The organism is Agromyces sp. MMS24-JH15 (assembly GCF_043518605.1).
Classification (GTDB): domain Bacteria; phylum Actinomycetota; class Actinomycetes; order Actinomycetales; family Microbacteriaceae; genus Agromyces.
The window spans coordinates 2,851,228-2,876,912 of the sequence record NZ_CP171358.1; the positions used below are offsets into that span (position 1 = coordinate 2,851,228).

Genomic DNA, 25,685 nt, shown 5'->3' on the forward strand with positions numbered 1-25,685 from the left:
CCGCGACGCGCGGGGCGACCGCGACTAGCGTGAACGCATGGACCAGCCCAGGGGGGACGCCGGCCGGGGGCCGGGGCTCCAGGCGCGCGTGAAGCGCCTCGTCGAGTGGGTGCTCGCGCTGCGGCCGGTGCGCGTGTTCCTGCTCTACCAGGAGCACCACGGCGCGATGCTCGCGGACAGCGTGACCTACCGCACGATGTTCTCGCTCTTCGCGGGCCTGTTCGTGGGCTTCGCGATCGCCGGCCTGTGGCTCGCGGGAAGCCCCGACGCGTTGGACGCCCTCGTCGAGGCGCTCGACCAGGCGATCCCCGGCATCGTCGGCCCCGACGGGTTGATCACGCCCGAAGACCTCATCCAGCCCGTGAGCCTCTCGATCGCGGGCCTCATCGCACTCGTCGGCTTCATCGGCACGGCGATCGGCGCGATCAACTCGCTGCGCATCGCGATGCGCACGATCGCCGACCTGCCCGATGCGCAGGCGTTCTTCCTCTGGCGGCTGCTCGGCGATCTCGCGATCGCGGCCGCGTTCGGCGTGCTCCTCGCGGCAGGCGCGGTGCTGACGACGTTCGGCACGACCCTGCTCGGGTCCGTCTTCGATCGGCTCGGCATCGGGTCGGGCGAGCCGTTCGCACGGTTCGCGATCGCCGCGACGCCGATCCTCGTCACGTTCCTCCTCGACGCGGTCGTCGTCGCCGGGGTGATCCGACTGCTGTCGGGCCTCGCGCCGCGCTTTCGCCACCTCTGGGTCGCCGCGCTGCTCGGCGGATTCGCGCTCACCGTGCTGCAGGTGCTCTCGGGGCTCTTCGTCGGCGGTGCGTCGCGGAATCCGCTGCTGGCGTCGGCCGCGTCGCTCATCGCGATCCTGATCTGGCTCAACCTGTCCTCGCAGGTCGTGCTGCTCGCGGACGCCTGGGTGGTCACGGGCATCCGCGAGGCCGAGGATCGCGTCGCCGAGCGGTTCGGCGCGCGATCGATGGCGCTGCGTCGCGTGCGGCTGGCCGAACGGCGCGCCGGGCTCGCGGGCGCCGAGGTGCAGGCCGCCCGCGAGGCGTTCGCGGCGGAGGAGGCGAAGGCCCGTCGGGCGGCCGCTCCCGGTACGGACTGACTGAGGATGCCCCGGTCCGGGGCCCGACCGCGGTCGGCGGGCTGCGCCCGTCGGCGCGCCGCATCCGCCCCGGCTGTCGCACCGGTGCGGTAGCGTCGCCCGCGTGGCTGCCGACGCGACGACGCTGACCGTTCCGGGCCCTCAGGGGCCGCGGGACATCCGGATCTCGAGTCCGGCCCGGGTCCTCTGGCCCGAGACCGGCATCACGAAGCTCGGCCTCGCCGAGTACCTCGTCGCGGTGGGCGACGCCTTCATCGAGGCCAACGGCGACCGCCCGGTCTCGTTGCAGCGGTTCCCGGGCGGCGTCGACGGCGAGCAGTTCTTCTCGAAGAACCCGCCCAAGGGCGCGCCCGAGTGGGTGCGCGCGGTGCCGGTCACGTACCCGAGCGGGCGGTCGCACCCGCAGCTCGTGCTCGACGAGCCCGCCGCGGCGGTCTGGGCGGCGCAGATGAACACCGTCGTGTTCCATCCGTGGGCGTCGCGCGCGGGCGCGTCCGACCTGCCCGACCAGCTCCGGATCGACCTCGACCCCCAGCCCGGCACCGACTTCGGCGACGCGGTGCCCGCGGCGCTCGCGCTGCGCGACCTGCTCGACGAGGTCGGGCTCACGGCCTTCGTGAAGACCTCCGGCAACCGGGGCATCCACGTCTACGCGCCGATCGAGCCCGAGCACGAGTTCCTCGACGTGCGGCACGCGGTCATCGCGGCCGCGCGCGAGCTCGAGCGGCGGATGCCCAGCCGGGTGACGACCGCCTGGTGGAAGGAGGAGCGCGGCGAGCGCGTCTTCGTCGACTTCAACCAGGCCAACCGCGATCGCACGATGGCGGGCGCCTACAGCCCGCGTGCGCTGCCGTGGGCGAGCGTGTCGTGCCCGCTCGAGTGGGACGAACTCGAGTCCGCGGTGCCGCGCGAGCTCACGGTGGGCACCGTGCCCGGCCGCCTCGCCGAGCGCGGCGACCCGTGGGCGGGCATGGCGTCGTCGCGCGGCCGCATCGACGTGCTCCTGGACTGGTGGCGGCGCGACCTCGAGGCCGGCCTCGGCGAGCCGCCCTTCCCGCCGGACTTCCCGAAGATGCCGGGGGAGCCGACCCGGGTGCAGCCGAGCCGCGCGAAGCGGCCGGACTGACCCGGGTCGGCGAATCGGCCTCTCAGGCCGGGGCGATCACCACGAGGTTCCCGAGGGTGTTCCGGCCCCAGGCCGCGTGCGCGTCCTCCAGCTCGTCGAACGCGAAGCTGCGGTCGACGATGATCTGCAGGCTGCCCTCGTCGACGAGCGCGACGAGCGAGGCGAGCATCTCGCGCGTGGGCGCCGCGGCGATCGGGACGAACGTCAGCCGGTCGTCGGCGAACTGCTCGGGCGAGTACAGCAGCGGCGACACGAACAGCCCTCCGTCGCGCACGACCGGCGAGATCTCGGCCGGGTCGCCGGCGAGGTGGATCGCGGCGTCGACGCCGTCGGGCGCGAGCGCCCGGACCGCGTCGCCGAGCCCGTCGGGGTAGGCGACGACGGCGTCCGCGCCGAGCGACTCGAGCAGTTCCGCACCCTCGGGCGTGCGCGCGGTCGCGATGACGCGAGCCCCGGCCGCCTCCGCGAGCTGCACGGCCAGCGTGCCCACGCCGCCCGTCGCGCCGACGATGAGGACGGTCGCGCCCTCGAGGTCGATCGGCTCGAGGCAGGCGACGGCGGTCGATCCGCCGTGCGCGAGCGACGCGGCCACCACGTCGTCGACGGAGGCGGGCGCGTGCACGACCGCGGAGTCGACAGGCGCGGTGGTGTACTCGGCGAACGCGCCCTCGCTGAGGTGCGGCTTGGCGACGACCCCGATGACGCGGTCGCCCGGTGCGAGGCCGTCGGCGTCCGGCCCGACGGCGTCCACGACGCCGGCGAACTCGCGGCCGAGCACCACCGGGTAGCGGTACTCGAAGAACGGCGCCATCATGCCGGCGGCGACGGCGAGGTCGAACCCGTTGACGGACGCGGCGGTCACCCGGACCCGGACCTCGCCCGGCGCCGGTTCCGGGATGTCCACCTCCGTGAACCGCGGAGCCTCGCCCGGACTGTGCAGGACGTACGCCTTCATGAATCGTCTCCCTCGTCGATCGAGCGTTCGGGTGATCGATGAGTACACCCGCGGCGCTCCCGAGCACAAGAACCGGATCGTGAACTCCGCATCACCGGCGCGAGTCGGCGCCCGCACCCGCTGCGTCGTCGCGCGAGGCGCTCAGCGCGCGAGGTCCCCGTCGACGTAGGTCCAGCGCCCGCCCTCGCGGCGGAACCGGCTCGTCTCGTGCAGGCGTCCGCGGTCGCCGCCCTCGCGCCAGGCGGCGACGAACTCGACGACGCCGTCGGCGTCGAACGGGCCGCCGCGCTCGGTCCGCAGGATCGAGAGCGAGCGCCACTCGAGCGCGGGATCGAGGTCGAGCTCGGCCGGTCGGGTCGACGGATGCCACGTCGCGAGCAGGTGCGCCCGGTCGCCCACGACGTACGCGGTGTACCGCGACCGCATGGTCTGCACGGCCGTCGGGGGAGCGCCGATCCCGCGCAGGAACGGGCTGCAGCACGCGCCGAACGCGTCGCCGCTCCCGCACGGGCAGCGGTCGGCGTCGGAGGGGGTCGGGAAGGCGGTCGGGGCATCCGTCACCCTCCGAGTATGCCGCGCCCGCTCGCCCGGAATCCCGCGGATGCGAGCGGGTCCATGCACGACTTGCCCAGCTGGAACTGAGGATCTGTCCAGTTTCGGGGGGCAGAGTGGCTCGCCGTTGCCCGAAGCCCCGGCTCGGAGGGGCAACCCGACCTGATTGTTCCGAGCACCCCCTTCCCCATGCGCAACACCAGCACCAGCTCTTCCCGCACCTCCACCCCCGACCGCACCGCCCCCGCCGAGACCGCCGCCCCCGAGGCAGCCGAGTCCGGCACCCGGCGCGCGAACCGCCTGCAGGCCCTCGGTCGCCGGCGCATCATCGTCGCCGGCGCGATCGCCGCGACCGTGCTCGTGGTCGGCAGCGGCTTCACGATCCAGTCCGCCGTCCAGGCGAACGAGCGGGCCGCCGCGACCGCCGCCGTCACCAACGCGACCGGCCTGCACGCGGACCAGCTCGCGGCCTACTCGACCGTCGCCGAGGCGAAGGCCATCAGCCACGCCGAGGACACCCTCGGCGTCGCCACCGACACCCTCGCCGCCGCGAGCGGCAAGGTCGACTCGACGGCCCTCGCCGCCTCGGTGGCCTCGCTCAGCGAGTACCGCACGCTCCCGACCGAGCAGGTCATCGACCTGACGAAGCAGACGCAGGCCGAGGCCGGCACGGTCCGCGCGGCGGCCGAGGAGTACGACCGCATCCAGGCGCAGAAGGCCGCCGAGGCCGCCGCCGCCGCGGCTGAGGCGCAGGCACGCGCCAACACGCCCGACGGCGCCCGCGGCACCGCCCGCGAGCTGGCCGCCGCACGCGGCTGGGGCGACAGCCAGTTCCAGTGCCTCGACAACCTGTGGCAGAAGGAGTCCGGCTGGAACTACGCCGCGTACAACGCCTCGAGCGGCGCGACCGGCATCCCGCAGTCGCTGCCCGGCTCGAAGATGGCGTCCGCCGGCGCCGACTGGGCGACCAACGCGACCACGCAGATCTCGTGGGGCCTGGACTACATCGCGCGCGCCTACGGCACGCCGTGCTCGGCCTGGGGCCACTCGCAGTCGATGAACTGGTACTGACCCTCACGCCCGCTCGACGAGCGGGACCATCGTCGCCAGCTCGGGCCCGAGCCCGAGGTCGACGAGCTCGAGCCGGCCCGCGTACTCCGCGGCCGGCTCGAGCAGCATCCCGGCCTTGACCGCGCCGAACGTGACCGTGACGTCGGCGCGGAGGACGATCGGGTCGGGCACCGTGCCGTCATCCGGCTGGATCCCGCTCGGCAGGTCGACGGCGACCACGATCGGGCGAGCGGATGCCCCGCCCGGGCCGCGATCGGAGCGCTCGGATCGTCCGGCGTGCCCGGCCCGTCCGGCGTGCCCGGCGATCGAGGCGAGCACCGCGGCGACGAGCTCGCGCGCCGGGCCGCGCAGCGCGGGCGACGCGCTCGTCCCCGTGCCGAGGATCCCGTCCACGACGACCGCCGAGCCGGCCGCGATCGCACCGACCTCCTCGGGCTCGGTCTCGTCGGGCTCCAGGAAGACGACCCCGGCCACGCGCCCGGCGGCGTCGCCCTCCGCGTGGCGGCGCGGGCCCGTCGGCGCGGCGAGCACCTCGACGCCGTCGGCCGCGAGCGCGGCGCCCGCGAACAGCGCGTCCCCGCCGTTGTCGCCCGCGCCGACGAGCAGGAGCACGGGCCCGCGGGGCCTGCCGGCCGCGACGAGCTCGGCGCGGATCACCGCCGCGAGCGCCGCCGCGGCGCGCAGCATGAGCGGCTCGCCCGCGGCGAGGTGCGGCGCCTCGGCGGCGCGCACCTGCGCGGCGGAGTAGCCCGCGACCACCGTCAGGTCGTCCTCGGGTCGAGCAGGTGGGCTCGGTCGGGGTGCCGGTCGAACCACTGGCCGACGTACCAGCAGCTCGGCACGATCCGCAGGCTCGTGGTCCGTTCGACGTCGTCGGCCGCGAAGGCGACGAGGTCGCCGGCGAGGCCGCTGCCGCGGTACGTCGGATTCGTGAAGGTCCGGCTGAACGAGACCGCGTCGCCGAGCACGCGGTAGTCGAGGACGCTCGCGATCTCGCCGTTCACGCGAAGCACGTAGCGGCGGCCGTCGGGTTCGTGGCTGAACTCCTTGTGCACCGCCTCAGGCTAGCCCCCGGACCGGTCGCGGCGCCTCAGCGGCCCCGGAGCCGGTCGAGATCGCGCCGTTCGCGCTTCGTCGGACGTCCGGCGCCGCGGTCGCGCACGACCACGGCGGGCACCGCCTCGCGCGGCGGCGGGGGAGGCGTCAGGTCCTCGGCCGCGGTCGCGGCGAGCGCGGCGGACACGCGCTTCACGATCGTGCGCCGCACGACGAGTCGGCGGTCGAAGCCGGCGACCCGCACGCGGACCTCGTCGCCGGGCCGCACCTGCTGCGCCGCCTTCGCGCGTTCGCCGTTCACGCGGACGTGCCCGGCCCGGCACGCCGCGGTCGCGGCCGAACGGGTCTTGTACTGGCGCACCGCCCAGAGCCAGGCGTCGATGCGCACCGGGGCGTCGTCGGGCATGGCGACAGCCTAGGACGGCGGGCGGCTCACGCCGCGGCGGCGGCCGCCTCGACCGGGCGCTCGGCCGCGACGCTCCGCTTCAGGTGGAGGATCAGGACCGTCATCGTCGCCGCGGACAGCGCGGCGAGGACCATGTGGATCCCGACGAGCACGGGCGGCAGGCCGTTGCGTGCCTGGTAGAGGCCGACGGCGATCTGGACGAGCTCGACCGCGAGCAGCAGGAGCGACCAGCGCAGGGTCGGGAGCCGTAGGCGCCACGCGCCGATCGCGAGCACGATCGTGAGCGCGAGCAGCGCGTACCCCGGCCACGCGTGGACGTGCTCGAGGAGCTCGGCGTCGAACCCGTTGCGTCCGGCGGCGGCGTCGCCCGAGTGGGGACCCGCGCCCGTCGTGAGGACCCCGAACACGATCGTGAGCGCGAGCACGGCGCTCGTGAGGTGCGTGAGCCCCGCGTACCACGCGGGCACCGCGCGCTCGCGCGGACCGGGCACGGCGTCGAGCCGGGCGAGGAACGCGGCGGTCACGCACACGAGCAGGAGCGAGGAGACGTAGTGGAACCCGACGATGAACGGGTTGAGGCCGGTCCACACCGTGATGCCGCCCACGATGGCCTGCGCGACGATGCCGAGCACCACGATGAGCGCGAGGGTCCAGAGGTCGCGCCGCTCGCGCCGCAGGCGCCAGACGAGCACGAGCAGGATGACGGCCACGATGCCGACGACGCCGGTCATCATGCGGTTGCCGAACTCGATCAGCGAGTGGTAGCTCAGCTCCTCGGTCGGGACGAGCGACTCGGCCGTGCAGGTCGGCCAGGTGGGGCATCCGAGGCCCGAGCCCGTGAGTCGCACCGCTCCGCCGGTCGCGATGATGACCGTCTCCGCGAGGAAGGAGAGCCACGCGAAGAGGCGGATGCGGCCGTCGACGCGCGTCGGCAGCCAGGCGATGAAGCGGTTCACGCTCGTATTCCCGATCCGGGTCGCTTCGGGGGTGTCACCGGGGGTCCGGGCGACGGCGCCAGCGACCCTGTAGACTTGACTGTTGGCGAATCCGTCGGACGCGGAGACTCGTGGTCACCGGATCCGCCGACCAGTCTAGGTTCGCAGTGGAGCCGCCCGCACATTCGTCGTCCGACGCGAGCCCGAACCTCGCCTCGCACCCGGACGATGAGCCGGAATGACATCCGGTCGCCTGGGAGGAGAAAGAGGAAGCATGACGGACGTCCTGATCGATCGCCCCGAGCTCGAGGGGCTCGGCACGTACGAATTCGGCTGGGCCGACTCCGACGCCGCCGGTGCATCCGCACGCCGCGGCCTGTCGGAGGAGGTGGTCGCCGGGATCTCCGGGCTCAAGAACGAGCCCGAGTGGATGCTCCAGCGCCGCCTCCGCGCCCTGCAGTTGTTCGAGCGCAAGCCGATGCCCACGTGGGGCGCCGACCTGTCGGAGATCGACTTCGACAACATCAAGTACTTCGTCCGCTCGACGGAGAAGCAGGCCCAGACCTGGGAGGACCTGCCCGAGGACATCCGCAACACCTACGAGCGCCTCGGCATCCCCGAGGCCGAGCGCCAGCGCCTCGTCGCGGGGGTCGCCGCGCAGTACGAGTCCGAGGTGGTCTACCACCAGATCCGCGAGGACCTCGAGGCGCAGGGCGTCATCTTCCTCGACACCGACACCGCGCTGCGGGAGCACCCCGAGATCTTCGAGGAGTACTTCGGCACCGTCATCCCCGCCGGCGACAACAAGTTCGCCGCGCTGAACACGGCCGTCTGGTCGGGCGGCTCGTTCGTCTACGTCCCGAAGGGCGTGCACGTCGAGATCCCGCTGCAGGCCTACTTCCGGATCAACACCGAGAACATGGGCCAGTTCGAGCGGACCCTGATCATCGCGGACGAGGACAGCTACGTCCACTACATCGAGGGCTGCACGGCCCCGATCTACAAGAGCGACTCGCTCCACTCGGCCGTCGTCGAGATCATCGTGAAGAAGAACGCCCGCGTGCGGTACACGACGATCCAGAACTGGTCGAACAACGTCTACAACCTGGTCACCAAGCGCGCCATCGCCCACGAGGGCGCCACCATGGAGTGGATCGACGGCAACATCGGTTCCAAGGTCACCATGAAGTACCCGTCCATCTTCCTGGTGGGCGAGCGCGCCAAGGGCGAGACCCTCTCGGTCGCGTTCGCGGGCCCGGGGCAGCACCAGGACGCCGGCGCGAAGATGATCCACATGGCGCCGTACACGCAGTCCTCGATCGTCTCGAAGTCGATCGCGCGCGGCGGCGGTCGCGCGGGCTACCGCGGCGAGGTCCGCGTCGACGCGAACGCGCACCACTCGGCGAACACCGTCCGCTGCGACGCGCTCCTGGTCGACACGATCTCGCGCAGCGACACCTACCCGGCGATCGACATCCGCGTCGACGACGTGCAGCTCGGCCACGAGGCCACGGTCTCGAAGGTCAGCGAGGAGCAACTCTTCTACCTCATGGCGCGCGGCATCCCCGAGGACGAGGCGATGGCCATGATCGTGCGCGGCTTCATCGAGCCGATCGCGCGCGAGCTGCCCATGGAGTACGCGATGGAACTCAACAAGCTCATCGAGATGGGCATGGAAGGATCGGTGGGCTGAACGTGACCGCCCCCCTGCAGAGCACAGCCCTGCCTTCATCTGCCCTGGCCACCGAGGGTCAGCACGGCCTCCGCGCCCACTCCGACGGCGCCGGCTCGTTCGTGCCCGTCCAGACCCGATCCGAGCGGTTCCGGTCCGTCGACGTCGCGGACTTCGCACCGGTCACGGGCCGTGAGCACGAGTGGAAGCTCTCGCCCGTCGCCGTCTTCGCCGACCTGACCGCGGGCGAGCTCGACGGCTCGCGCCCCGGCATCGAAGCGACCGAGGCATCCGGCGTCGAGATCTCCTGGATCGGCCGCGACGACGCCCGGATCGGCGCCGCGGGCATCCCCGAGGAGCGCGCGAGCGCGAACGCCTGGTCGAGCTTCGGCGAGGCACTGCTCATCGCGGTCGGCGGCGAGGACGACAAGCTCGTCACCGTCACGCGAACCGGGCTCGGCACCGCGCCGCGCGCGGCGCACACGATCATCGAGGCGGCCCCGAACAGCCGCGGCCTCGTCGTGCTCCGCGGCACGGGCGACGCGCGCCTCACCGAGAACGTCGAGATCCTGGTCGGCGAGGGCGCGAACCTCACGGTCGTCTCGCTCCAGGAGTGGACCGACGACTCGGTGCACCTCTCGAGCCAGTTCGCGCGGATCGGCCGCGACGCGAAGCTCAAGCACATCGTCGTCTCGCTCGGCGGCAAGGTCGTCCGGGTGAACCCGTCGACGCACCTCGCCGAGCAGGGCGGCGACGTCGAGGCGTTCGGCCTCTACTTCGCCGACGCCGGCCAGCACCTCGAGCAGCAGGTCTTCGTCCACCACGACGCACCGAACACGCGCTCGCGCGTGACGTACAAGGGCGCGCTCCAGGGCCAGGGCGCGCGCAGCGTCTGGATCGGCGACGTCCTGATCGGCAACTCGGCGGTCGGCACCGACTCGTACGAGCAGAACCGCAACCTCGTGCTGACCGACGGGACGCGCGCGGACTCGGTCCCCAACCTCGAGATCGAGACGGGCGACATCGCGGGCGCCGGCCACGCGTCGGCGACCGGTCGCTTCGACGACGAGCAGCTCTTCTACCTCATGGCCCGCGGCATCACCGAGGAGGAGGCGCGCCGACTCGTCGTCCGCGGCTTCCTCACCGAGATCGTGCAGCAGATCGGATCGGCCGAGCTCGAGGCGCACCTGATCGAGGCCCTCGAGGCCGAGCTGCAGGGGGCCTGACGTGGCATCCGTTCGCGTGTGCGGGGTCGAGGACCTCGTCGAGAACCAGGCCTCGAAGTTCGTCGTCGAGGGCACCCCGATCGCCGTCGTGAAGGATTCCGCGGGCGCGGTGTTCGCCATCGGCGACACGTGCACCCACGGTGACATCTCCCTCGCCGAGGGATTCGTCGAGGACGACACGCTCGAGTGCTGGGCGCACGGGTCGAAGTTCTCGCTGAAGACCGGCAAGCCGCTCACCCTCCCGGCCTACGAGCCGGTCCCCGTCTACCAGGTCGAGGTGCAGGGCGGCGACGTCCTCATCGACCCGACGGTCACCCTGGCCGTCTAGCACGGCCAGGCCCCATCACTTCCCGGCCCGAGGGCCGATCCCCGATCGAAAAGAGAACCCCCAGATCATGTCCGTGCTCGAGATCAAGAACCTGCACGTCAACGTCGAGACCGACCAGGGCACCCGCGAGATCCTCCGCGGCGTCGACCTCGTCATCAACGAGGGCGAGATCCACGCCATCATGGGCCCGAACGGGTCCGGCAAGTCGACCCTCGCCTACACGATCGCCGGCCACCCGAAGTACTCCGTCGTCGAGGGCGAGATCCTCCTCGACGGCGAGAACGTGCTCGAGATGTCGGTCGACGAGCGTGCGCGCGCGGGCCTGTTCCTCGCGATGCAGTACCCGGTCGAGATCCCCGGCGTCACCGTCACGAACTTCCTCCGCACCGCGAAGACCGCGATCGAGGGTGAGGCGCCCGCGATCCGCACGTGGCTGAAGGACGTCCGCGGCGCGATGACGAACCTCAAGATGGACTCGGCCTTCGCCGAGCGCAACGTCAACGAGGGCTTCTCGGGCGGCGAGAAGAAGCGCAACGAGATCCTCCAGCTCGAGCTCCTGAAGCCGCGCTTCGCAGTGCTCGACGAGACCGACTCGGGCCTCGACGTCGACGCGCTGAAGATCGTCTCCGAGGGCGTGAACCGCGCCAAGGCGAACACGGGCCTCGGCATCCTCCTCATCACGCACTACACGCGCATCCTCCGCTACATCAAGCCGGACTTCGTGCACGTGTTCGTCGCCGGCAAGATCGCCGAGCAGGGCGGCCCGGAGCTCGCCGAGCGGCTCGAGGAGGAGGGCTACGACCGCTACCACGTCGCCGAGGCCGCCGACGCCGAGGCCGCCGTGCTCGAGGCCTCGGCCGAGTAGGCCGGGCGTAGACTCGATCCATGGTCAGCACACTCGCCCCCGAGAAGTTCGACGAGGTCACCGAGGCGTTGAAGGACGTCGTGGACCCCGAGCTCGGCGTCAACGTCGTCGACCTCGGGCTGATCTACGACCTCGGCTGGGACGACGAGCACGATGCGCTCGTCATCCACATGACGCTGACGAGTGCCGGATGCCCCCTCACCGACGTGCTCGAGGAGCAGACGGCCGAGGCGCTCGACGGGATCGTCGAGCAGTTCCGCATCAACTGGGTGTGGATGCCGCCGTGGGGCCCCGAGCGCATCACCGACGACGGTCGGGACATGATGCGCGCGCTCGGCTTCGCGATCTGAGTCGGCAGGAGCGATGGCCGGGGAACGAGACGAGTACACGCACGGCCACCACGCGAGCGTCCTGCGCACGCACTCCTGGCGCACCGTGGAGAACTCCGCCGCGTACCTGATCCCGCACCTGCGCGAGGGCGCGACGATCCTCGACGTCGGGAGCGGTCCGGGCACGATCACGGTCGACCTCGCACGCAGGGTCGCGCCGGGTCGCGTGGTCGGGCTCGACGCGGCCGCCGACGTGGTCGAGCGGGCCGCGGGCCTCGCCGAGCGCGAGGGCGTGCCGAACGTCGAGTTCACGGTCGGCGACGCGTACGCGCTCGACTTCCCGGATGCCTCGTTCGACATCGTCCACGCGCACCAGGTGCTCCAGCACCTCGCGCGACCGGTCGACGCGCTCCGCGAATGGCGGCGCGTGCTGAAGCCGGGCGGGGTCCTCGCCGTGCGCGAGGTCGACTACGGCGGCGTGATCTGGAGTCCCGAGTCGCCCGGCCTCACGCGCTGGCTCGAGCTCTACCACCTCGTGCACCGGTGGAACGGCGGCGAGTCGAACGCCGGTCGACACCTCGCGGCGTGGGCGCGTGCGGCCGGCTTCGCCGATGTCGACGCGACCGGCAGCGTGTGGGTCTTCGCGTCGCCCGAGGACCGCGAGTGGTGGGGCGGGGCCTGGGCCGAACGCGCGACCGAGTCGACCTTCGCGCTCCACGCGATCGACGCCCGCTACGCCGATCGGGCCGACCTCGAGGCGATCGCCCGGGCGTGGCGCGACTGGGCGTCCGACCCGGACGGCTGGCTCCTCATGCCGCACGGCGAGGTCGTCGCGCGGGCGTAGCCGGCCGGTCGGTTCAGTCCGGCGTGCGGGATCCCTGCCGCCAGTCGTCGGCGAGGAGCCCGAGGATCACCTCGTCGAGGAATTCGCCCATCACCCACGCCGACGACCGCAGCACGCCCTCGCGCACGAAGCCGTTGCGTTCGGCGGAGCGGAGCATCGGCGTGTTGTCGGCGAGCGTGTCGATCTGGAGTCGGTGGAGACCTCGCACGATGAAGCCGTAGTGGCACAGGACGGCGACGGCGTCGGTGCCGCAGCCCTGGCCGCGGGCATCCGGCAGGAGTCCGATCCCGAGGTGCGCGGTGCGGTTGTGCGTGTCGATGCCCCAGAGCGTCGCCGAGCCGATGAGCCTGCCGCCGTCCAGCGCCACCACCGAGAACGGCACCTGCCGGTCGTCCGAGTCGTCCACGACGAGCCGCGGATCCTTGAAGCCGTGCGTGAGCGGCCGCCACGGCCGCCCGTCCGCCCGGGAGGCATTCACGACGTCGTCGAAGAGCTCACGCCTGAGGATGGGGATGTCGTCGTCGTGTCGGGCCCGGAGGCCGACCTTGCGCCCGCTCAGCATGCGTCGAATCCTGTCATCCCACGTTCGGGATCACCACTCGTCGTCGGCGTCCGCGGCATCCGTCGCATACCCGGGGGCCGCCTCGCGCACGACCGTGCCGTCGTCGAGTTCGGCGATCGGCCGGCCCTCGAGCCAGGTCAGCGTCCAGGTCCGTCCGGCGCCGTCGGTCCGGCCGGCCTCGGCCGCCGCGATCCGCTCGCGGACCTCGGCGGGCACCGAAGCGGGCGGCTCGGAGCCGAACGCCCAGCGCGTGCCGAGCTGCATCAGGCGCCCATCTCGTAGGTGACCCACTCGGTGCGCTGCGCGACCGAGTCGTAGAGCCGGATCGCGTCCTCGTTGTCGGGACGCGTGATCCAGGTCACGCCGCCACCGTGCGCCGCGGCGAGCCCGTGCACGTGCTCGATGAGCGAGCGGCCGATGCCCGAGGTCCGGTGGTCGGGACGGACCCAGAGGTCGTCGAGCACGTAGCCGGTCGTCGCCGTGAGCGTGTCGGGCGCCGCGCGGAACTGCGCGAGTCCGATCGGCGTCCCCTCCTCGTCGACCGCGAGCACCGCGTCGAGCGGATGCGCCTCGTCGCGGAGCCAGTTCCAGACGATGAGCGCCTTCGCGTCGTCGAGCTCGTGCTCGTAGAAGCGGCAGTAGTCGTCGAACAGCGGCAGCCAGCCGAAGAAGTCCTCTTCCCCGGCGGCTCGGATCTCGTACGTCATGGTTCCCCCTTATTGCGGTGCGTCGAGCTCCACGTCGCGCACCTCGAGCGTCTCGGCCTCCGCGAAGGACAGCTCGGCGATCCGTCCGACGGCGCGGAGGTCGTCGGCTGCGGTCGCGAGCAGGCGGATCGTGTCGGCAGGGCCGGCGACCACCGCGCGCGACACGGGCGTCTTCTGCGACGCCTTCGCGTTCGTCTTGGCGCCGCGGATGCCCGTGAGCGCGAGGCCCGCGAGTTCGAGGAGCTCGGGGCCCGCACCGGCGCCGGCGGCGAGCTCATCGGCGGTCGGCCAGGCGGCGACGTGCACGCTGCCGTCGGTGCTCCAGCTCCACGCCTCCTCGGCCGCGAACGGGATGACCGGCGCGAACAGGCGCAGGAGCACGGTGAGCGCGGTCTTCAGGGCCGCGACCGCGGATGCCTGCGCCGGCGACGCCTCGCCGTACGCGCGCTCCTTCACGAGCTCGAGGTAGTCGTCGCAGAAGGTCCAGAAGAACGTCTCCGACACCTCGAGCGCGCGCGCGTGGTCGTAGGACTCGAGGGCGCGCGTGGCCTGGTCGACCACGGTCGCGAGCGTCGCGAGCGTGCTGCGGTCGAGCGCCTCGGTGACCGGGGCATCCGCCGCGCCCTGGAAGCCGAGGATGAACTTGGCGGCGTTCAGGACCTTGATCGCGAGGCGGCGGCCGATCTTCACCTGCGTCGGGTTCTGCGGGTCGAACGCGGCGTCCGTGCCGAGGCGGCTCGAGGCAGCCCAGTACCGCACCGCGTCCGAGCCGTGCTGCTCGAGCAGGCCGGCGGGCGTGACGACGTTGCCCTTCGACTTGGACATCTTCTTGCGGTCCGGGTCGACGATGAAGCCGGAGATCGCGGCGTTTCCCCACGGCGACGTGCCGTGCTCGAGCTGGGCGCGCAGCGCGGTCGAGAACAGCCACGTGCGGATGATGTCCTGGCCCTGCGGGCGGAGCGAGTACGGGAACACGAGGTCGAAGAGCTCAGGGTCGCGCTCCCAGCCGCCCGCGAGCTGCGGGGTGAGCGAGGAGGTCGCCCAGGTGTCCATGACGTCGAGCTCGCCGATGAAGCCGTTCGGCTCGCCGCGCTGCGCCTCGTCGTAGCCGGGCGCCGCGGTCGACGACGGGTCGACCGGCAGCAGCTCGCGGTTCGCGACGATGGGCTCGTCGAAGACGGGGCTGCCCTCGCCGTCGAGCGGGTACCAGACCGGGATCGGGACGCCGAAGAAGCGCTGGCGCGAGACGAGCCAGTCGCCCGAGAGGCCGCCGACCCAGTTCTCGTAGCGCACCCGCATGAAGTCGGGGTGCCAGTCGATCTCCTTGCCGATCGCGAGGAGCCGCGACTTCAGCTCGGCGTCGCGCGCGCCGTTCCTGATGTACCACTGGCGGGTCGAGACGATCTCGAGCGGGCGGTCGCCCTTCTCGAAGAACTTCACGGGGTGCGTGATCGCCTTGGGGTCGGCGAGCAGGTCGCCGGACTCGCGGAGCAGGTCGACCACGGCCTGCTTCGCCGAGAAGGCGGTCTTGCCCGCGAGCTGCGCGTAGGCGGCGAGGCCGGCCTCGGTCGTGATCGCCTCGGGCGCCTCGGCGAGGATGCGGCCGTCGAAGCCCACGATCGCGCGGTTGGGCAGGTTCAGCTCGCGCCACCACACGACGTCGGTCACGTCGCCGAACGTGCAGATCATGGCGATGCCGGTGCCCTTGTCCTTCTGGGCGAGGTGGTGGGCCAGGACCGGCACCTCGACGCCGAACACCGGCGTCGTGACGGTCGAGCCGAACAGGGGCTGGTACCGCTCGTCGTCCGGGTGCGCGACGAGCGCGACGCACGCGGGGATCAGCTCGGGCCGGCTGGTCTCGATCTCGATGATCCCGCCGTCGGGGCGGTGGAACGACACCCGGTGGTAGTGGCCGGGCTGCTCGCGGTCCTCGAGCTCGGCCTGCGCGACCGCGGTGCGGAACGTGACATCCCACAGCGTCGGCGCGAGCGCCTGGTAGGCCTCGCCGCGCTCGACGTTGCGGACGAAGGCGAGCTGCGACGTGAACAGCGCCTCGTCGCCGATGGTGCGGTAGGTCTGGGTCCAGTCGACCGAGAGGCCGAGCGTGCGCCAGAGCGCCTCGAACTGCTGCTCGTCCTCCACGGTGAGGCGCTCGCAGAGCTCGATGAAGTTGCGGCGCGAGATCGGCACCTGGTCGGCGGCCTTGGTGCTCTTGCCTTCGCCGCCCTCGAAGGGCGGCGTGAAGTCGGCGTCGTACGGCAGCGTCGGGTCGCAGCGGACGCCGTAGTAGTTCTGCACGCGGCGCTCGGTCGGCAGGCCGTTGTCGTCCCAGCCCATCGGGTAGAAGACGTCCTTGCCGCGCATGCGCTGGAAGCGCGCCACGACGTCGGTGTGCGTGTAGGAGAAGACGTGGCCGATGTGCAGCGAACCCGACGCGGTGGGCGGCGGGGTGTCGATCGAGTAGATGCACTCCCGGGTCGCGTGCTCGCGGTCGAACCGGTAGGTGCCCTGCGTCTCCCAGACACCGCCCCACTTGGCTTCGAGGCCCTCGAGGGCCGGCTTCTCGGGGATGCGCGCGTCGGTCATGATGCTCCGGTTCGGTATGTGCGGCACCGGGTCCGTGATGAGGTGCCTGAATGTACGACGATCAAGCCTAGCGGAGGCTCCGTTCCCGGTCGGAACGCACCGGCACCGGGCGCCGTCGGGGGCGCCCGGTGCCGGACGGGGGAGTGGGGCGTCGACGCGTCAGGCCGCGACGGGCTCCGAGGCGTCGACTTCGGATGCCTCGTCGAACGCGGCACCGCGACGGGCCATGCGCGCCGCGGCGACCGACGCGAGGAGCGTCACGACCGAGAGGATCGCGAGGACGATGCCCGGGTGCCACCACGCGTACGCCGTGCCCTCGCCGAGCGCGGCCGTCACGAGCGGCACGAATCCGCCGATCGTCGCGGCGATCGCGTACGACACCGACAGCGCGGAGTAGCGGAAGTGGTCGGGGAACAGGTCGGCCATGAGTCCGCCGAGCGCGGCCCACGACATCGTCGGGAGGATGCCGCCGACGATCATCGTCCCGACGAGGATCGGGAAGGTCGCGAACTGGAGCAGGAAGTACATCGGGAACGCGATCAGCAGCGTGCCGAGCGCGCCCCACGCGACCACCTGCGCCGACCCGATCCGGTTCGCCCACGCGCCGAACAGCGGGATCGTGACGAGCTGGAGGAGCCCGCCGATGGTCGTCGCGACGAGCAGGTCCTGGAAGGCGAACCCGAGTTGAGATGCCCCGTAGTTGATCGTGTACGTGTTCATCAGCGAGTACGAGCCGATGCCGAGGAACGCGGCGCCGATCGCGACCGCGATCTGCGTCGGGCGCTGCGCGAACATCGTGAGGAACGGCACGCGGTCGCGGCGGCCCTCGGCGACGACGTGCTCGAACACGGGCGTCTCGGTGATCGACCAGCGCAGGTACAGCGAGACCGCGAGCAGCGGCACCGCGAGCAGGAACGGGATGCGCCAGCCCCACGCCGCGAGTTCCTCGGCCGGCAGCACGAGGGTCATCACGATGAACACGACCGCCGAGAGGATCGAGCCGACGGGGGAGCCGAGCTGCGGGATCGCCGCGTAGAAGGCGCGCTTCACGCGCCCGGAGTGCTCGGTCGCGAGCAGGATCGAGCCGCCCCACTCGCCGCCGAGGGAGAGGCCCTGCACGATGCGGAGGAGGACGAGGAGGATCGCGCCGACCCAGCCCGCCTGCGCGTAGGTGGGCAGGAGGCCGATGAGGCCGGTCGCGACGCCCATGATCGCGACGGTCCACAGCAGCGTGGCGCGGCGGCCGAGCCGGTCGCCCATGTGGCCGAAGATCGCGGCGCCGATCGGGCGGACCACGAACGCGAGCGCGATCGTCGAGAAGGCCGCGAGCGTCTCCCCGAACCCGCCCAGCGGCGAGAAGAACAGCGGCCCGATGAAGAACGCGGAGAAGTAGGCGAAGACGTAGAAGTCGAAGGACTCGAGGGACGTGCCGACCATCGACGCCCACGCGACACGGCGGGCGGGGGAGGCGGTCGGGCCGGGGACGGCGGGGGCGGACATGGGCTCCTCGGATGGTGCGATGCGAAGGGCCGGGGTGCCGGCCGCGACCCATCCTGACAGCGCCCGGTCGGCGAGGCCATCCAATAGTGCGAGTTGAGATAGAACAATAGGATCAGAGGATGCTCCTCCACGTCGATCCGTCGCGGCCGACGCCGCTGTACGAGCAGGTCGCGTCCGGCATCCGCGCCTCGATCGTCGACGGGCGCAGCCCGTACGGCGAGCGCCTGCCGGCCGCGCGCGACCTCGCCGAGGCGCTCGACCTCAACGTGCACACGGTCCTCCGCGCCTACCGTGTCCTCCGCGACGAGGGCCTGATCGAGCTCACGCGGGGCAGGGGGGCCGTGGTCGCGAAGCGACTCGGCCACCACACCGCGCTCGCGGGCGCGATCCACGACCTCGTCGAGGAGGCGCGCCTGAACGGGGTGTCCGAGCACGCGCTCGTCGCGCTCGTGCGCGAGGCGTATCGCTGAGTCGCGCCGGCGGGCCCGACCCCGCGCCCGCTCACGCCGGAGCGACCGCGTTCGCGGCGATGACGTCCGAGTAGAAGCCCGCGCTGCGCTTCGGCGTGCGCTCCTGGGTGTCGAAGTCGACCGCGACGAGCCCCCACCGCTGGTCGTAGCCCTCGGCCCACTCGAAGTTGTCGAGCAGCGACCACACGTAGTGCCCCTCGAGCGGCACGCCGTCCCCGATCGCGCGGGCCGCCTGCTGGAAGTGCGTGCGCAGGAACTCGACCCGGTACGGGTCGTCGACGGTGAGGGCGGACGTCTCGTCCGGGATCCCGTTCTCGGTGATGACGATCGGGATCGAGGGGTAGTCGTCGCGGAGTCGGATCAGCAGGTCGTACAGGCCCTCCGCGCGCACCTGCTGCCAGCTCGCGGCCGAGGTCGGCGCGATCTCCACCTGGTTGCCGATGGGATCGACGCCCGTGACGCCGTAGTACTGGATCGCGAGGAAGTCGAGCGGCGAGGACACGACCTCGAGGTCGCCGGGCAGCGCGAGCGCCGCGAACGCGGCCGGATCAGCCGGCAGCTGGCCGGGCGCCGAGCCGATCGCGTCGTCGGGGTAGCGCCCGAGGAGCACCGGGTCGAGGAACAGGCGGTTCTCGCTCGCGTCGACCCGCTCGGCGCCGCGCGTGTTCACGGGGTCGATCGAGTAGGCGGGGAGCAGGTTGAGGCCGATGCCGATCCGCCCGGACGCGCCATGGTCGCGGAACGCCCGCGTCGCGAGCCCGTGCGCGAGCAACTGGTGGTGCACGGCGGCGGCCGCGACGTCGGGGTCGCGCAGGCCGGGCGCGTGGCCGCCGTACCAGTGCCCGACGAACGCGTGCGTCTTCGGCTCGTTCACGGTCATCCAGTCGGCCTCGACGTCGCCGAGCGCGTCGAACAGGATCGCGGCGTACTCGGCGAAGCGCTGCGCGGTGTCGCGCGACGCCCACCCGCCCGCATCCTGCAGGGCCTGGGGGAGGTCCCAGTGGAAGAGCGTGATCATCGGGCGGATCCCGGCGTCGCCGAGCGCGTCGACGAGGCGCCGGTAGTGGTCGACGCCGGCCGGGTTCGCCGGTCCCGTCCCGGTCGGCTGGATCCGCGGCCAGGACACCGAGAACCGGTAGGCGCCGAGGCCGAGGTCGGTCATGAGCTCGATGTCCTCGGCGTACCGGCGGTACTGGTCGGCGGCGGGCTCGCCGGTGGCGCCGCCCTTGACGGTGCCGTACCTCGCGGCGAACGTGTCCCACACGCTCGGGCCGCGCCCGTCGGCGGTCGTCGCGCCCTCGACCTGGTAGGCGCTCGTCGCGGCTCCCCAGACGTAGCCCTTCGGGAAGGCCATGGGCTCGGCGGGAGGCAGCCATCCGCTCGGGTTCGGCGTCGGCGTGATCGTCGGGCCCGCGGGGGCGCCCGCTCCCGCGGGCGTGCAGGCCGCGAGCGCCGCGGCAAGGGCGGTCGAACCGCCGAGCGCGAGGAAGGTGCGGCGCGGCAGGGCGCTCGGTGCGACGGCGGGCTGGGGCACGGTGCTCCTCATCGAGTCGGTGGTGCGGGGGCGGGCCGGCGCGGCGTCCGGATCGTGAGAGCGCTCTCACGCGAGCCACAGCATAGCGGCCCCGGAGCCGGTAGACTCGACGCAACGACTGCGATCCGGCCATCACCGGGGAGTCTTCGGAAGAACGCGAGCGGGCGCTGCGAGGCATCCGCTCGTCAGTAGAACCGAACGGGGCAGGCCCGTCACAGCCGCAGCGAGAGGGGTCCCGGGCAGCCGGGGCAAGCGAGGTGGTACCGCGGCGGGGCTCGATCGAGCCGCCGGCGTCCTCGTGACGGCAACCGTCCCGCAAGGAGCGAGCGTGTACCCGCGCACCCCAGACGACCACGGCGTCACCCCCTCACCCCACTTCCCGAGCATCGAGGAGCAGGTCCTCGCGTTCTGGAAGTCGGACGCGACGTTCCAGGCCTCGATCGACCAGCGCGAGGGCGCGACCGAGTGGGTCTTCAACGACGGCCCGCCGTTCGCGAACGGCCTCCCGCACTATGGGCACCTCCTGACCGGCTACGCGAAGGACGTCTTCCCGCGCTTCCAGACCATGCGCGGCAAGCAGGTCCACCGGCGGTTCGGCTGGGACACGCACGGCCTGCCCGCCGAGCTCGAGGCCGAGCGACAGCTCGGCATCACCGACAAGAGCCAGATCGAGGAGATGGGCATCGCGGCGTTCAACCGCGCGGCCCGCGACGCCGTGCTCCGCTACACGAAGGAGTGGGAGGAGTACGTCACCAGGCAGGCGCGCTGGGTCGACTTCGAGAACGACTACAAGACGCTCGACGTCACCTTCATGGAGTCGGTGATCTGGGCGTTCAAGACCCTGCACGAGAAGGGGCTCGCCTACGAGGGCCACCGCGTGCTGCCCTACTGCTGGCGCGACCAGACCCCGCTGTCCAACCACGAGCTGCGCATGGACGACGACGTCTACAAGATGCGGCAGGACCAGACCGTCACGGTCACGTTCCCGCTCACCGGGCCGAAGGCCGAGTCGCTCGGGCTCACCGCCGTCCGCGCGCTCGCGTGGACCACCACGCCGTGGACGCTGCCGACGAACTTCGCGCTCGCGGTCGGGCCGACCATCACGTACGCGGTCGTCCCCGCCGGCCCGAACGGCACGCCCGACGCGACCGTGCTCCGCGAGCAGGCGACCGACCGTCCGTCCGACACCGAGGTGCTCGGCGCCGAGTACCTGCTCGCGGCCGACCTCGTCGGCGCGTACGCGAAGGAGCTCGGCTACGAGTCGGCCGACGAGGCCCGCGCGGCCGTCTCGCGGACGGTGCTCGGCGCCGACCTCGAGGGCGTTACCTACGACCGGCTCTTCGACTACTACGCCGACGTCGAGCAGTTCGGGCTCCAGGACGCGTGGCGGATCCTCGTCGCCGACTACGTCACGACCGAGGACGGCACGGGCCTCGTCCACCTCGCGCCCGCCTACGGCGAGGAGGACCAGAAGGTCTGCGAGGCGAACGGGATCCCCGTGGTGCTCTCGCTCGACGACGCCGGCCGGTTCCTGCCGGACGTGACGGATGTCGCGGGGCAGCTCTGGAGCGACGCGAACAAGCCGCTCACCCAGCTGCTCAGGGCCGAGGGCCGGCTCGTGCGCCAGGCCAGCTACGAGCACTCGTACCCGCACTGCTGGCGCTGCCGGAACCCGCTGATCTACAAGGCCGTGTCGAGCTGGTTCGTGCGCGTCCCGGACTTCCGGGATCGGATGACCGAGCTCAACGAGGACATCACCTGGGTGCCGGAGAACGTCAAGTACGGGCAGTTCGGCAAGTGGGTCGGCAATGCGCGCGACTGGTCGATCAGCCGCAACCGGTACTTCGGCTCGCCGATCCCGGTGTGGAAGAGCGACGACCCCGAGTACCCGAGGGTCGACGTGTACGGCTCGCTCGAGGAGCTCGCGCGCGACTTCGGCGACGTCCCGCGGAACCCCGAGGGCGAACCCGACCTCCACCGCCCGTACATCGACGACCTCACGCGGCCGAATCCGGACGATCCGACCGGGAAGTCGACGATGCGACGCATCGACGACGTGTTCGACGTGTGGTTCGACTCCGGCTCGATGCCGTTCGCGCAGGTGCACTACCCGTTCGAGAACCAGGAGTGGTTCGACACGCACCAGCCCGCCGACTTCATCGTCGAGTACATCGGGCAGACCCGCGGCTGGTTCTACGTCATGCACGTGCTGTCGACCGCGCTGTTCGACCGCCCGGCCTTCACGAACGTCGTGAGCCACGGCATCGTGCTCGGCAGCGACGGGCAGAAGATGTCGAAGTCGCTGCGGAACTACCCCGACGTCAACGAGGTGTTCGACCGCGACGGCTCCGACGCGATGCGCTGGTTCCTCATGTCGAGCTCGGTGCTGCGCGGCGGCAACCTCGTCGTCACCGAGGAGGGCATCCGCGAGGGCGTCCGCCAGCTCATGCTGCCGCTGTGGAGCACGTGGTACTTCTTCTCCCTCTACGCGAACACGGCGAAGGAGGGCGGCTACGACGCGACGCGCTCGACCGCGTCGACCGACGTGCTCGACCGGTACCTGCTCGCGAAGCTGCGGGACCTCGTCGAGGCCGTCACGGTCGACTTCGAGGACTTCGACTCGCCGCTCGCCGCGCAGAAGCTCCGCGACTTCGCCGACGTGCTGACCAACTGGTACGTCCGTCGCTCGCGCGACCGGTTCTGGGCGGGCGTCGGCGAGGACGGCTCGGGCGCCGAGGCGTTCGACACGCTGTTCACCGTGCTCGAGACCCTGACCCGACTCGCGGCGCCCATGCTCCCGCTCGTGACCGAGCAGGTGTGGCAGGGCCTCACGGGCGGGCGCAGCGTGCACCTGGCCGACTGGCCCCAGGCATCCGAGTTCCCGGCCGATCCCGAGCTGGTCCGCGCGATGGACCAGGTCCGCGAGATCTCGAGCACCACGCTCGCACTGCGCAAGCACGCCGGCCGCCGCGTGCGGCTGCCGCTCGCGTCGCTCACGGTGGTCGCGGCGGATGCCTCGTCGCTCGAGCCGTTCGAGGGCATCCTGCGCGACGAGCTCAACGTCAAGCGCGTGGAGATCCGGCTGCTCGACGCCGACAGCGCCGAGCGCTACGGCGTGACGAAGCGGCTCACCGTGAACGCGCGCGCCGCTGGCCCGCGCCTCGGCAAGCAGGTGCAGCAGGCGATCGGCGCGGCGCGCTCGGGCGACTGGACGCTCGACGGCGAGACCGTGGTCGCGGGCGGCATCGCGCTCGAGGCCGGCGAGTACGACCTCGTGCTCGAGGCCGGCGGCGCGGGCGACGGCTCGGTCGCGCTCGGCCTGCTCGCCGACGGCGGCTTCGTGATCCTCGACACCTCGACCACTCCGGAACTCGAGGCCGAGGGCGCGGCGCGCGACATCGTCCGCGCCGTGCAGGACGCGCGGAAGGCCGCAGGCCTCGAGGTCGGCGACCGGATCCGCCTCTCGCTCGCGCTCGACGCCGGCTCCGTCGCCGCGGCCGAGGCGCACCGCGAGCTCATCGCGGGGGAGACCCTCGCGACCTCGATCGAGCTCGTCGAACTCGACGGACTCGGGGCCGGCGCGGAGGTCAAGCCGCTCGCGGGCGGCACCAGGGTCGTCATCGGAGTGGAGCGCGCATGACCGACGGATTCGAAGCGGACGAGTTCGACCAGGACGCGCGCGACGCAGCGGACACCGTGTTCGCGACGCTCCTCGAGCGCGTCGGCGAGCAGAGCCCTGCGCCCCGGCTGGATGCCACACGCCGCGTGGTCGAACTGCTCGGCGACCCGCACCGCGCGGCGCCGGTCGTCCACCTGACCGGCACCAACGGCAAGACGTCGACCAGTCGCATCACCGAGAGCCTGCTGCGCGCCGTCGGACTCCGCACGGGCCTGCTCACGAGCCCGCACCTCGAGCGCTTCACCGAGCGCATCCGGATCGACGGGGAGCCCGTCGCCGACGAGGCCGTCGCGCGGATCTGGGAGGAGATCGCGCCGATCGTCGCGCTCGTCGACATCGAGCTGGAGGCGGCCGGCGAGCTCCGGCTCACCTTCTTCGAGGCGTTCACGGTGCTCGCGTTCGCGTGCTTCGCGGATGCCCCGGTCGACGTGGTCGTGCTCGAGGTCGGCATGGGCGGCGCGTGGGACGCGACGAACGTCGCCGACGGGCAGGTGGCCGTCTTCACGCCGATCGCGCTCGACCACGAGTCGCGGCTCGGCCGCACGGTCGAGGAGATCGCCCGGACCAAGTCCGGGATCGTCAAGCCCGGCGCCGCCGTCGTGACGGCCTTCCAGGAACCGGCCGCGCTCGCGGCGCTCCGCGAGGCGGCCGACCGGAACGGGGCATCCTTCGAGGTCGAGGGCGGCGGGTTCGCCGTGCTCGACTCGCGGGTCGCGGTCGGCGGGCAGCTCGTCACGATCCGCGGGCTGGGCGGCGTGTACGAGGAGGTCCCGCTCCCGCTGTTCGGCCGCCACCAGGCCGAGAACGCGGCCGTCGCGATCGCCGCGGTCGAGGCGTTCCTCGGCGGCGCACGCCTGGACGACGAGGTCGTGGAGGTCGGGCTCGGCGCCGTGACCTCGCCCGGTCGGCTCCAGCGCGTGGCGAGCGACCCGACGCTGATCGTCGACGCCGCGCACAACCCGCACGGAGCCGAGTCGCTCGCGGCCGCGATCGAGGAGTACTTCGACTTCTCGGAGCTCGTGATCGTCCTCGGCATCCTCGCCGACAAGGACGTCGAGGGCATCGCCCGCGCGCTCGAGCCGACCGGGGCGACCTTCGTCGTGACCTGCTCGAGCTCGGATCGCGCGGTGCCCGTCGACGTGCTCGCCGACCGCGTGGCCGCCGTGGTCGGCGCGGATCGCGTGACCTCGGCCGATCGGCTCGAGGACGCGCTCGAGGACGCCCGCGACTGGGCCGACTCGGAGCCCGGCCGCGGAGTCGTCGTGACGGGCTCGATCACGCTCGTCGGCGAGGTGCTCGCCACCGCGCGCGACCGCGGTTGGAGCGGCGAGTGAACGGCGGCGGCTCCGTGCGCCGCAGCCTCGCGTCGATCGTGCTCGCGTTCGAGACGATCGTGGTCTTCCTCGCGGCGCTCGTGATCTGGGGGCTCGCGCCCACCGAGAACGGCACGTGGGGCCTCCCGCCGTGGACCGCGCTCGCGGTCGGCGGTGGCATCATCCTCCTGCTCGTGCTGACCATCGCGCTGCTCCGCTTCGACTGGGCCTACGGGCTCGGCTGGGCGATCCAGGCGATCGTCGTCGCGGCGGGCTTCATCAACCCGGCGATGTTCTTCGTCGGGGCGCTCTTCGGCGGCATCTGGGCGTACGCCATGGTCACCGGCGGGCGGATCGATCGAGACAGGGCGGCGCGCGCCGAACCCGGGAAGGAAGCACAGTGAGCAACGGCATCGAGGAGACCCTCGTCCTGGTCAAGCCCGACGGGGTGGCTCGCAACCTCACGGGCGAGATCCTCCGGCGGATCGAGCAGAAGGGCTACTCGCTCGTCGACGTCCGCCTGGTGCAGGCCGACCGCGAGCTCCTCGCGAAGCACTATGCCGAGCACGAGGGCAAGCCGTTCTACGAGCCGCTCATCGAGTTCATGCAGTCCGGACCGGTCGTCGCGTTCCGCGTCGCGGGCAACCGGGTCATCGAGGGGTTCCGCGTGCTCGCGGGCACCACCGACCCGACCACGGCCGCGCCCGGGTCGATCCGCGGCGACTTCGGCCGCGACTGGGGCCTGAGGGTCCAGCAGAACCTCGTGCACGGCTCGGACTCGGTCGAGTCCGCCGAGCGCGAGCTCGCGCTCTGGTTCGCGTGAACCCCACGTCCTGAGACGGACGGATGCCCCGGCGGGAATGC

Annotated in this window: 26 protein-coding genes; 14 read left to right on the top strand and 12 right to left on the bottom strand. The window is 72.1% G+C overall.

Annotation, left to right across the window (positions count from 1 at the left end; translation table 11 throughout):
• Positions 1-37 precede the first annotated feature (37 nt).
• Positions 38-1,105 (top strand): YihY/virulence factor BrkB family protein, encoded by a 1,068-nt coding sequence (locus tag ACDF64_RS12955; protein WP_394551770.1) that lies wholly within the window; start codon positions 38-40, stop codon positions 1,103-1,105.
• Between the two features lie 103 nt (positions 1,106-1,208).
• The gene (ligD, locus tag ACDF64_RS12960) at positions 1,209-2,231 is read left to right on the top strand and encodes a non-homologous end-joining DNA ligase (protein ID WP_394551771.1); all 1,023 of its coding nucleotides are present in this window, start codon (positions 1,209-1,211) and stop codon (positions 2,229-2,231) included.
• Positions 2,232-2,253: 22 nt separating this feature from the next.
• Here the strand turns inward: ligD and ACDF64_RS12965 are convergent, their stop codons facing one another.
• Positions 2,254-3,186, bottom strand: coding sequence for an NADP-dependent oxidoreductase (locus tag ACDF64_RS12965; protein ID WP_394551772.1), 933 nt, complete (start codon positions 3,184-3,186; stop codon positions 2,254-2,256).
• 141 nt (positions 3,187-3,327) lie between these two features.
• On the bottom strand, positions 3,328-3,747 hold the full coding sequence (locus tag ACDF64_RS12970) for a YchJ family protein (RefSeq protein WP_394551773.1): 420 nt from the start codon (positions 3,745-3,747) through the stop codon (positions 3,328-3,330).
• 180 nt (positions 3,748-3,927) lie between these two features.
• Between ACDF64_RS12970 and ACDF64_RS12975 the strand changes: the two genes are divergently transcribed.
• Entirely contained in the window at positions 3,928-4,809 is an 882-nt protein-coding gene (locus ACDF64_RS12975) for a hypothetical protein (protein WP_394551774.1), read from the top strand.
• 3 nt (positions 4,810-4,812) lie between these two features.
• Here ACDF64_RS12975 and ACDF64_RS12980 read toward each other — a convergent pair whose 3' ends face one another.
• From ACDF64_RS12980 to ACDF64_RS12995, 4 genes are read right to left on the bottom strand one after another with little or no spacing between them, the layout of a single operon-like run.
• Positions 4,813-5,568: an NAD(P)H-hydrate epimerase gene (locus ACDF64_RS12980; protein WP_394551775.1), complete on the bottom strand. Its 756-nt coding sequence runs from the start codon at positions 5,566-5,568 to the stop codon at positions 4,813-4,815.
• A 2-nt stretch (positions 5,569-5,570) separates the two neighbouring features.
• Positions 5,571-5,864, bottom strand: coding sequence for a GNAT family N-acetyltransferase (locus ACDF64_RS12985; protein WP_394551776.1), 294 nt, complete (start codon positions 5,862-5,864; stop codon positions 5,571-5,573).
• Between the two features lie 35 nt (positions 5,865-5,899).
• A complete protein-coding gene (locus tag ACDF64_RS12990; protein WP_394551777.1) occupies positions 5,900-6,271 on the bottom strand; it encodes an RNA-binding S4 domain-containing protein in 372 nt (123 codons plus the stop codon).
• Positions 6,272-6,297: 26 nt separating this feature from the next.
• A complete protein-coding gene (locus ACDF64_RS12995; protein ID WP_394551778.1) occupies positions 6,298-7,227 on the bottom strand; it encodes a heme A synthase in 930 nt (309 codons plus the stop codon).
• Between the two features lie 253 nt (positions 7,228-7,480).
• On the opposite strand from ACDF64_RS12995, the gene sufB reads away from it, so the two are divergent.
• From sufB to ACDF64_RS13025, 6 genes are all read left to right on the top strand, one after another.
• Complete coding sequence (gene sufB, locus ACDF64_RS13000; RefSeq protein WP_394551779.1) at positions 7,481-8,899, top strand: Fe-S cluster assembly protein SufB; 1,419 nt, start codon at positions 7,481-7,483, stop codon at positions 8,897-8,899.
• Between the two features lie 2 nt (positions 8,900-8,901).
• A complete protein-coding gene (gene sufD, locus ACDF64_RS13005; protein WP_394551780.1) occupies positions 8,902-10,104 on the top strand; it encodes a Fe-S cluster assembly protein SufD in 1,203 nt (400 codons plus the stop codon).
• A gap of 1 nt (position 10,105) precedes the next feature.
• Positions 10,106-10,432 (top strand): non-heme iron oxygenase ferredoxin subunit, encoded by a 327-nt coding sequence (locus tag ACDF64_RS13010; RefSeq protein WP_394551781.1) that lies wholly within the window; start codon positions 10,106-10,108, stop codon positions 10,430-10,432.
• 67 nt (positions 10,433-10,499) lie between these two features.
• On the top strand, positions 10,500-11,297 hold the full coding sequence (sufC, locus tag ACDF64_RS13015) for a Fe-S cluster assembly ATPase SufC (RefSeq protein WP_394551782.1): 798 nt from the start codon (positions 10,500-10,502) through the stop codon (positions 11,295-11,297).
• Between the two features lie 20 nt (positions 11,298-11,317).
• A complete protein-coding gene (locus tag ACDF64_RS13020) occupies positions 11,318-11,647 on the top strand; it encodes a metal-sulfur cluster assembly factor (RefSeq protein WP_394551783.1) in 330 nt (109 codons plus the stop codon).
• Positions 11,648-11,660: 13 nt separating this feature from the next.
• Positions 11,661-12,470, top strand: coding sequence for a methyltransferase domain-containing protein (locus tag ACDF64_RS13025; RefSeq protein ID WP_394551784.1), 810 nt, complete (start codon positions 11,661-11,663; stop codon positions 12,468-12,470).
• 13 nt (positions 12,471-12,483) lie between these two features.
• On the opposite strand, the gene ACDF64_RS13030 is transcribed toward ACDF64_RS13025, so the two are convergent.
• From ACDF64_RS13030 to ACDF64_RS13050, 5 genes are all read right to left on the bottom strand, one after another.
• Entirely contained in the window at positions 12,484-13,032 is a 549-nt protein-coding gene (locus ACDF64_RS13030) for a GNAT family N-acetyltransferase (RefSeq protein WP_394551785.1), read from the bottom strand.
• A gap of 30 nt (positions 13,033-13,062) precedes the next feature.
• Entirely contained in the window at positions 13,063-13,296 is a 234-nt protein-coding gene (locus ACDF64_RS13035) for a hypothetical protein (protein WP_394551786.1), read from the bottom strand.
• Positions 13,296-13,739, bottom strand: coding sequence for a GNAT family N-acetyltransferase (locus tag ACDF64_RS13040; protein ID WP_394551787.1), 444 nt, complete (start codon positions 13,737-13,739; stop codon positions 13,296-13,298). Before ACDF64_RS13040 ends, ACDF64_RS13035 begins: the two co-directional genes overlap by 1 nt.
• A gap of 9 nt (positions 13,740-13,748) precedes the next feature.
• The gene (gene valS, locus ACDF64_RS13045) at positions 13,749-16,325 is read right to left on the bottom strand and encodes a valine--tRNA ligase (protein WP_394551788.1); all 2,577 of its coding nucleotides are present in this window, start codon (positions 16,323-16,325) and stop codon (positions 13,749-13,751) included.
• Positions 16,326-16,484: 159 nt separating this feature from the next.
• Positions 16,485-17,825, bottom strand: coding sequence for an MFS transporter (locus ACDF64_RS13050; protein WP_394551789.1), 1,341 nt, complete (start codon positions 17,823-17,825; stop codon positions 16,485-16,487).
• A 119-nt stretch (positions 17,826-17,944) separates the two neighbouring features.
• Here ACDF64_RS13050 and ACDF64_RS13055 point away from each other — a divergent pair, with 119 nt between their 5' ends.
• Positions 17,945-18,295 (top strand): GntR family transcriptional regulator, encoded by a 351-nt coding sequence (locus ACDF64_RS13055; RefSeq protein ID WP_394551790.1) that lies wholly within the window; start codon positions 17,945-17,947, stop codon positions 18,293-18,295.
• Between the two features lie 31 nt (positions 18,296-18,326).
• On the opposite strand, the gene ACDF64_RS13060 is transcribed toward ACDF64_RS13055, so the two are convergent.
• On the bottom strand, positions 18,327-19,829 hold the full coding sequence (locus tag ACDF64_RS13060; RefSeq protein ID WP_394551791.1) for a GH1 family beta-glucosidase: 1,503 nt from the start codon (positions 19,827-19,829) through the stop codon (positions 18,327-18,329).
• Positions 19,830-20,157: 328 nt separating this feature from the next.
• On the opposite strand from ACDF64_RS13060, the gene ileS reads away from it, so the two are divergent.
• The 4 genes from ileS to ndk are packed head-to-tail and all read left to right on the top strand — an operon-like array spanning position 20,158 to position 25,644.
• Positions 20,158-23,469, top strand: a complete 3,312-nt coding sequence (ileS, locus tag ACDF64_RS13065; protein ID WP_394551792.1) for an isoleucine--tRNA ligase — start codon at positions 20,158-20,160, stop codon at positions 23,467-23,469.
• Complete coding sequence (locus ACDF64_RS13070; RefSeq protein ID WP_394551793.1) at positions 23,466-24,842, top strand: bifunctional folylpolyglutamate synthase/dihydrofolate synthase; 1,377 nt, start codon at positions 23,466-23,468, stop codon at positions 24,840-24,842. The genes ileS and ACDF64_RS13070 overlap by 4 nt, the downstream gene beginning before the upstream one ends.
• Complete coding sequence (locus ACDF64_RS13075) at positions 24,839-25,225, top strand: DUF4233 domain-containing protein (protein ID WP_394551794.1); 387 nt, start codon at positions 24,839-24,841, stop codon at positions 25,223-25,225. Before ACDF64_RS13070 ends, ACDF64_RS13075 begins: the two co-directional genes overlap by 4 nt.
• Positions 25,222-25,644 (top strand): nucleoside-diphosphate kinase, encoded by a 423-nt coding sequence (gene ndk, locus ACDF64_RS13080; protein WP_394551795.1) that lies wholly within the window; start codon positions 25,222-25,224, stop codon positions 25,642-25,644. The genes ACDF64_RS13075 and ndk overlap by 4 nt, the downstream gene beginning before the upstream one ends.
• Positions 25,645-25,685: the final 41 nt, after the last annotated feature.

What these genes read in the sequence shown, in the direction of transcription:
- ACDF64_RS12955 (WP_394551770.1), top strand. Translation starts at nt 38, where the DNA reads ATGGACCAGCCCAGGGGGGACGCCGGCCGGGGGCCGGGGCTCCAGGCG.
- ACDF64_RS12965 (WP_394551772.1), bottom strand. Translation starts at nt 3,186, where the DNA reads ATGAAGGCGTACGTCCTGCACAGTCCGGGCGAGGCTCCGCGGTTCACG.
- ACDF64_RS12975 (WP_394551774.1), top strand. Translation starts at nt 3,928, where the DNA reads ATGCGCAACACCAGCACCAGCTCTTCCCGCACCTCCACCCCCGACCGC.
- ACDF64_RS12990 (WP_394551777.1), bottom strand. Translation starts at nt 6,271, where the DNA reads ATGCCCGACGACGCCCCGGTGCGCATCGACGCCTGGCTCTGGGCGGTG.
- sufB (WP_394551779.1), top strand. Translation starts at nt 7,481, where the DNA reads ATGACGGACGTCCTGATCGATCGCCCCGAGCTCGAGGGGCTCGGCACG.
- sufC (WP_394551782.1), top strand. Translation starts at nt 10,500, where the DNA reads ATGTCCGTGCTCGAGATCAAGAACCTGCACGTCAACGTCGAGACCGAC.
- ACDF64_RS13020 (WP_394551783.1), top strand. Translation starts at nt 11,318, where the DNA reads ATGGTCAGCACACTCGCCCCCGAGAAGTTCGACGAGGTCACCGAGGCG.
- ACDF64_RS13025 (WP_394551784.1), top strand. Translation starts at nt 11,661, where the DNA reads ATGGCCGGGGAACGAGACGAGTACACGCACGGCCACCACGCGAGCGTC.
- ACDF64_RS13030 (WP_394551785.1), bottom strand. Translation starts at nt 13,032, where the DNA reads ATGCTGAGCGGGCGCAAGGTCGGCCTCCGGGCCCGACACGACGACGAC.
- ACDF64_RS13035 (WP_394551786.1), bottom strand. Translation starts at nt 13,296, where the DNA reads ATGCAGCTCGGCACGCGCTGGGCGTTCGGCTCCGAGCCGCCCGCTTCG.
- ACDF64_RS13040 (WP_394551787.1), bottom strand. Translation starts at nt 13,739, where the DNA reads ATGACGTACGAGATCCGAGCCGCCGGGGAAGAGGACTTCTTCGGCTGG.
- valS (WP_394551788.1), bottom strand. Translation starts at nt 16,325, where the DNA reads ATGACCGACGCGCGCATCCCCGAGAAGCCGGCCCTCGAGGGCCTCGAA.
- ACDF64_RS13050 (WP_394551789.1), bottom strand. Translation starts at nt 17,825, where the DNA reads ATGTCCGCCCCCGCCGTCCCCGGCCCGACCGCCTCCCCCGCCCGCCGT.
- ACDF64_RS13055 (WP_394551790.1), top strand. Translation starts at nt 17,945, where the DNA reads ATGCTCCTCCACGTCGATCCGTCGCGGCCGACGCCGCTGTACGAGCAG.
- ACDF64_RS13070 (WP_394551793.1), top strand. Translation starts at nt 23,466, where the DNA reads ATGACCGACGGATTCGAAGCGGACGAGTTCGACCAGGACGCGCGCGAC.